The organism is Okeania sp. (genome assembly GCF_035285525.1).
GTDB lineage: Bacteria > Cyanobacteriota > Cyanobacteriia > Cyanobacteriales > Microcoleaceae > Trichodesmium.
Genome location: NZ_JAYKGW010000216.1, coordinates 1 through 6,000, shown reverse-complemented (window position 1 = coordinate 6,000; position 6,000 = coordinate 1). Strand labels below are relative to the sequence as shown.

2 protein-coding genes are annotated in these 6,000 nt (G+C 35.4%); both read right to left on the bottom strand.

Annotation, left to right across the window (positions count from 1 at the left end; all coding sequences use genetic code 11):
• Positions 1 to 671: 671 nt before the first annotated feature.
• A complete protein-coding gene (locus VKJ25_RS20460; protein WP_324238490.1) occupies positions 672 to 890 on the bottom strand; it encodes a sensor histidine kinase in 219 nt (72 codons plus the stop codon).
• Positions 891 to 1,175: 285 nt separating this feature from the next.
• Positions 1,176 to 5,297, bottom strand: a complete 4,122-nt coding sequence (locus tag VKJ25_RS20455) for a PAS domain S-box protein (RefSeq protein ID WP_324238489.1) — start codon at positions 5,295 to 5,297, stop codon at positions 1,176 to 1,178.
• Positions 5,298 to 6,000 lie beyond the last annotated feature (703 nt).

The following is a 6,000-nucleotide window of genomic DNA, read 5'->3' as shown; positions in this document are numbered from 1 at the left end:
ACTATATATAGAGTTAAAAAACTATTGCACAACAGTTTTAACCACTATATCTATGGTCGCTGTCTAAGTCCTGTTTATAAATAACTAGGGTTTGCTGATTCAATCTCAAAGTATTTAATATAGGACTTACCCATGAGGTAGGAAATACAGGGGTTTGAGATTGTTTCTCTTCAGTCGTATCCGACGAAAATACGTTGTAGTTGCGTAAAAGTCCTGTGCATAGATAAAGATAAGTATTGAAGTTGGGAAAAAGTTCCAGCTTTTAGGTAGCTCAGATTCTTCAACAGGACTTACGCGAACGTACTATATATAGAGTCAAAAAACTATTGCCCAAGAGTTTTAACCACTATATCTATCGTTGCTGCCTAAGTCCTGTTCAAGTAAGTATTTTGGGGTAACGCTCTTGCTGAAAAATTACTCTCACTATTCTTTTGGCTGCCTCCTGTTTCCATAATTAATAATTACCTTTTCTTATAGAACCCCCTAACCGTATCTTTGCAAAAGTGAGGATTGAAAAACAGTAGTCAGGATTAAGGAGTCAAAAGTCATAATTTCCAGAAATAGAATAGAGAAAAAAGTATCAAAATACCCCCATTATGCACCATCTCCCCTACTCCCCACTTCCCACTGCCCTACTCCCTACTCCCTTACTCCCCTACTCCCCTACTAAATTAAATTGGTATATCTATCATAAACTTAGTACCTTGTCCAATTTCCGAAAAACACTGCAATTGTCCTCCATGTTGCTCTGTAACTATTTGGTAACTAATAGATAATCCTCGTCCAGTTCCTTGACCAACTGGTTTAGTAGTGAAGAAGAGATCGAATATTTTTTGTAAAACATTTTCTCTCATTCCTGGTCTGTTATCGGCAGAGGCTTTATACTTCATTTTTTGGTAAGGAAGAAGTTATTATTGGAAAAACCTTACAGAAGGTAGATATTTCCCTTACTTTTTACACGCTCCAATACCAGCGGACATGATATGAAAGAAAAAACCTAACTCCCTACGATATTTTGGTTGTGGTGATGTGGTTCATTAACAGCTTGAAGAGGGTTTGGAGACCAAACCCCTACGGTTGGAAATTATACCGATGCTACCGGATTTAATATGATATGGGGTTTTTGCCCATTCAAGAGGGTTTGGAGACCAAACCCCTACGGACTAAAAAGCTCCCTAGACTTGATACTTAAAATTGCGCAGTAGTGAGGTTGCATAGCGACTTTCCAATGGTTGAGAAAACCAATATCCTTGCCCTTTATCACCCTTAAACTGTTGTAATTGTTTCATTTGATATTCGGTTTCTATTCCTTCTGCTATTACTTCTAAACCTAAATTATGAGCTAATCCAATAATTGCACTAACAATTTTTGGCGGTTGACCAGTCATATCTGGCTTTAATCTACTTACAAAAGAACGGTCAATTTTTAGGGTATCAATGGGAAATTGATGTAGATAACTTAATGATGAATAACCTGTACCAAAATCATCTATTGATAATTTAATATTTCGTTTTTTTAGTTGGTTCAATACTTCAGTTGCTGAAGCAATATTTTCCATAATTAATGTTTCTGTTATCTCTAATTTTAAAGAATTAGGCTGGCAATTTGTTTGTTGTAAAATCTCCTCAATTTCTGTTGCTAAATGTGGTTGAGAAAGTTGTTTACTAGAAAGATTAACACTCATAGTTAATGAGGTAGGAAATTGATAAATAGAATCATCTACAGAGCAAATACAAGGACATTTGTTATTTTGTTTCTGAGGTAAACAATTATATATTTGAGATATTTCTGTAGTTTGATTTTTGGTTAATTTCTGATGAGATTCTATATCTGGACAGTTAAATTCTTTCTGCCAAATAGTTAATTGTTGACAAGCAGCTCGTAATATCCACATTCCCAAAGGAATAATTAAACCTGTTTCTTCAGCTAAGGGAATAAACTTACCTGGAGAAATTAAACCTTTACTGGGATGATGCCACCTTACCAAAGCTTCAAAACCTGTAATTTTACCCGTAGATAAACAGACTATTGGTTGATAATTTAATATGAATTGAGAATTAGCTGGGTCTTGTTTAATCAATTCGACAGCTCGTCTGAGATCGTTTTCTAACTCTAATAATGAGAGAGCTTGACTGTGCATTGTCAAATCAAATATCTCATGTCTAGCTTTACCCAAAGCTTTAGCTCGATACATGGCAAGATCAGCATCTCGCAGCAGGTCTTCTGGATTATTGTAAACAGGACAAAGATCGGGATTATTTTCATCAACACCCTCGACAAAATTACCACGACTACCAACAATTCCAATACTTGCTGTAGTAAAGATTTCATGTCCTTCGATGTAAATTGGTTTAGCAAGTTGTTGATTAATTTTTATGGCTATCATGGCAGCATAGCTAATATCTGGTGGATACTCTAACAAAATGGTAAATTCGTCTCCTCCTAACCTCGCCAGAGTATCTGAAGCTTTGATACAGTTTAGTAATCGTTTGCTGATCTCTACTAATAGTTTATCTCCTATATTATGTCCTAAACTGTCGTTAATTACTTTAAAGCGATCTAGGTCTAAGAAGAGAACAGCAAACTCATAGTCTGGGTGTTGTTTAGACCGATGTAATGCTAGTTTAAGTCGGTCAAAAAACAAGGCACGGTTGGGTAAACCTGTCAGTGTATCGTGAAGTGCATCATAGAGCAGTTTTTCTTGGGCTTGTTTTTGTTTGGTAATATCTCGAATAATTATTTGGGTTGCTGCTATGCCATTATAATTATAAGGGATTCCAGTTATTTCTACATCAATGACTTTTCCATCTTCTCTGATTAATTTTTCTTCTTCTAAATTTGTTTGTTGTTTTCGTTTCTGAACTTCTTCTAGTCGCTGTTTTTCTGCTTCTATATATTCTGGGAGAATAAATTTCCAGATTGATTTACCAAGAATGTTCTTGGGAGATTCTGCTCCTAATAATTTAGCTCCAGCAGTGTTTATATAAACAAATTTTTCCAGGCAAATTACAGCGATCGCTTCGGGAGAAGACTCTACTAAAAGACGGTAACGTTTTTCACTTTCTCGCAGTGCTACCAAAGTTTTTTGTTGCTCTAATTCTTTTTGAGAAATTTCAATAAATTTCCCAATAATTTGAGCCATTAATTCAATAATTTCCTGTTCGTGATACTCAAATTCTCTACTTCTAGCTTGAGGAGAGGAAAAGGATAAAGTACCATAAATTTGATGATTTACAAATATAGGAGTGCCAATATATAATTTTATCGGCATACCTTTTGTTTCTGATTCTTCTAATTCATTACTAAAGATTGTTTTTTGTTCTGCTACTGTTTTTGCACATAAAATATCGGATAACTTAAATACTCTTCCTGATGAAAAATAATCCAGATTTGATTGTACAGATTTAATAGTAAATAATTTACCTTTTACTTCCCCAATAACTCCAGTCTCAGTCTCGAAAATTTTACAACCAGCCTGAAGATAATCAGTAAAAAGTTCTTCTATATTGTTGTGGTTATAAGTAGCAATTCTATGTAATTCTTTTAAGCTAGAACTAAATTTTTCTAAGGCTTGAGTTTTAATCAATAATTCTTTTTCCCAACGTAATCTTTCAGTAATATCTTTTTGTATCCCAATAAAATTGGTTAAATGTTGTTGAGAATTATAAACTGGAGCAATAAATAATTCATTCCAAAAGTCCGTACCATCTTTCCGAAAATTCTTTAAAACTACATGACATTCTTCACCATGTAAAATGGCTTTTTTCATTTTTTTAATTGTTTGTCTATCTGTTGATTTTCCTTGTAACATCCGACAATTTTTTCCGATTAATTCCTCAAATTTATAGCCTGTCAGATTCTGGAAACTGGGGTTAGCATAAATAATTGGGTTATCTGATTCAGTAGCATCAGTAATAACGATACCATTATTGCTACTATCAATAGCTCGTTTCATCAGTTGCAGATATTCTTCATTGGTATGACGTTCGATGGCAGTTGCCAAAATATTAGCGATCGCTTCCAGAAAATAAATATCATCTTGGCTAAACTCTCGCTCCTGTCTAGAATGAACTCCCAAAACACCCCAAGCAGGTTGAACATTATGGAAACTCTGATTTTGAGATTCTTTAATTATTAAATTAGGAATGATTATAGTTACACCACTAACCACCCGATGGTTATGTAACAAAGGCGAACCAGGAAACCGTGTTTCTATCAGTAAATCCTTGACAATAACTGGCTTATTTACTAAAAGAGTATAACCAGCTTGAGATTTCGCCTCAGCACTAACCGTAGCTTTACCGACTAAGTTTTTTCGCCAACCTACACCCGCAGCCAGGAGAAAAGCATGACTACCAGGTAATAACTCCAACACTTTGCTAAATTTCACATTTAAAGTTTTGGCAACTATAGTAACTGTGAGATCGAATAATTGATAAATATTTGATGTTTCCAGCGCCTTTTGTCCAACCGACGCTACTGCTGTCTGTAGATGTTCCCTATATTTGAGGGACTCTAACAATTTATTTTCGTTGTCTTGCGCTCGTTTTTGTTCCGTAATATCACGGTTAACTCCAATAGTCCCCACAATTTGCTGAAATTTATCTACCATTGGTACCACCCTGGTTTCAGATATTCCCTCACTACCATCTTTGCGAACAAAGTGAATTTGTCCTACCCACTTACCATTTGTCTTGATCTGCTCAATTATTTCTGGCATCAAGACAGAAGCTTCTTCTGGTTTGTGTAGAATAGCTGGAGTCTTTCCCAGGACTTCATATTTTTTGTAACCAAACATTCTAGTTGCTGCTGGACTCCATTCAATAATGCGACCTTCCATATCGGTCTGGATCACCCCATCGTAGAGATGTTCAAAAGTTAAAGCTTGTCTTTGCAGGGATTTTTGAGTAAGTTGTGGTTCGGGAATATTTAAAAATGTGGATAGGATGGCAGTTTCCCCATGAAAATCAACAAAACTCATTGAAACATGAGCACAGAATTTTCTCCCATCTGGTTTCTTGAAGCTAACTTGGCGATAGCACATTTGTTCTATTGTGCAATCGCACACAACAGTTTTTTGATAAAGATTTCTTAACAATAGTTTATATTCTTCAGAATTAGAGTAAAGATTTGATTGAGGACTACCAATTAATATTTCATTAGGGAGTCCAAAAGTTCGTCTAAACAGTTGATTACTAAAAAGAATTACACCATCAAATGCACGACTAATTAGTATTCCTACTGGCACTGCTTCAAGAATAATCTGCCATGTTTTTTCAGATTCTATTGGTTTCATTGCTTCTTTAGCCTCTTTTTCAGTTATCAGTTATTAGTTATCAGTTATCAGCAATGGGAGCAGGGAGCTTTTTCAGTTATCAGTTATCAGTTATCAGCAATGGGAGTAGGGAGTTTTTTCAGTTATCAGTCATCAGCAATGGGAACTGTGGGAAGTGTTACCCATAAACCCGGTTTCTCGGAAAAAACCGGGTTTCTTTGCGTGTTTAGGCAAACCCAGAAACCGGATTTATTCTGACTTTTTATCCGCGTCTTCCCCTGTTCCCTGTTTTAGGAATAAGTATATTATATAACATTTTTACTAATCAAGTATGTCTGCAGCGAAAGGAAGGTAGAAGGGAGAAGGGAAGGAATAGGGTGAGAAGGTATAAAGTTTTTCATCAACTAATTATTCAGATTCTATATTATATCATGTCCGGTAGCATCGAATTTTTCGGGCACCGTGCGTGTATAAAATTAAGGTGAAAATGGCAGAAAAGCTTCTGCCTTTTTCCTTCCACGAAAATCTAATTACTCAACCGGACATGATATTATCTTTCAAAAACAAAAACTCCACAATAAACCAGCCTTATTATCTTGATTTTGGCAAATTGTCAAGTTTAGTTTGTAGGTTGGGTTTCCTTTCGTCAACCCAAGGAAAAGATTATATATCTGTTGGGTTTCGTGACTCAATCCAACTTATGTTATAAGTTTGTAGGTTGGGT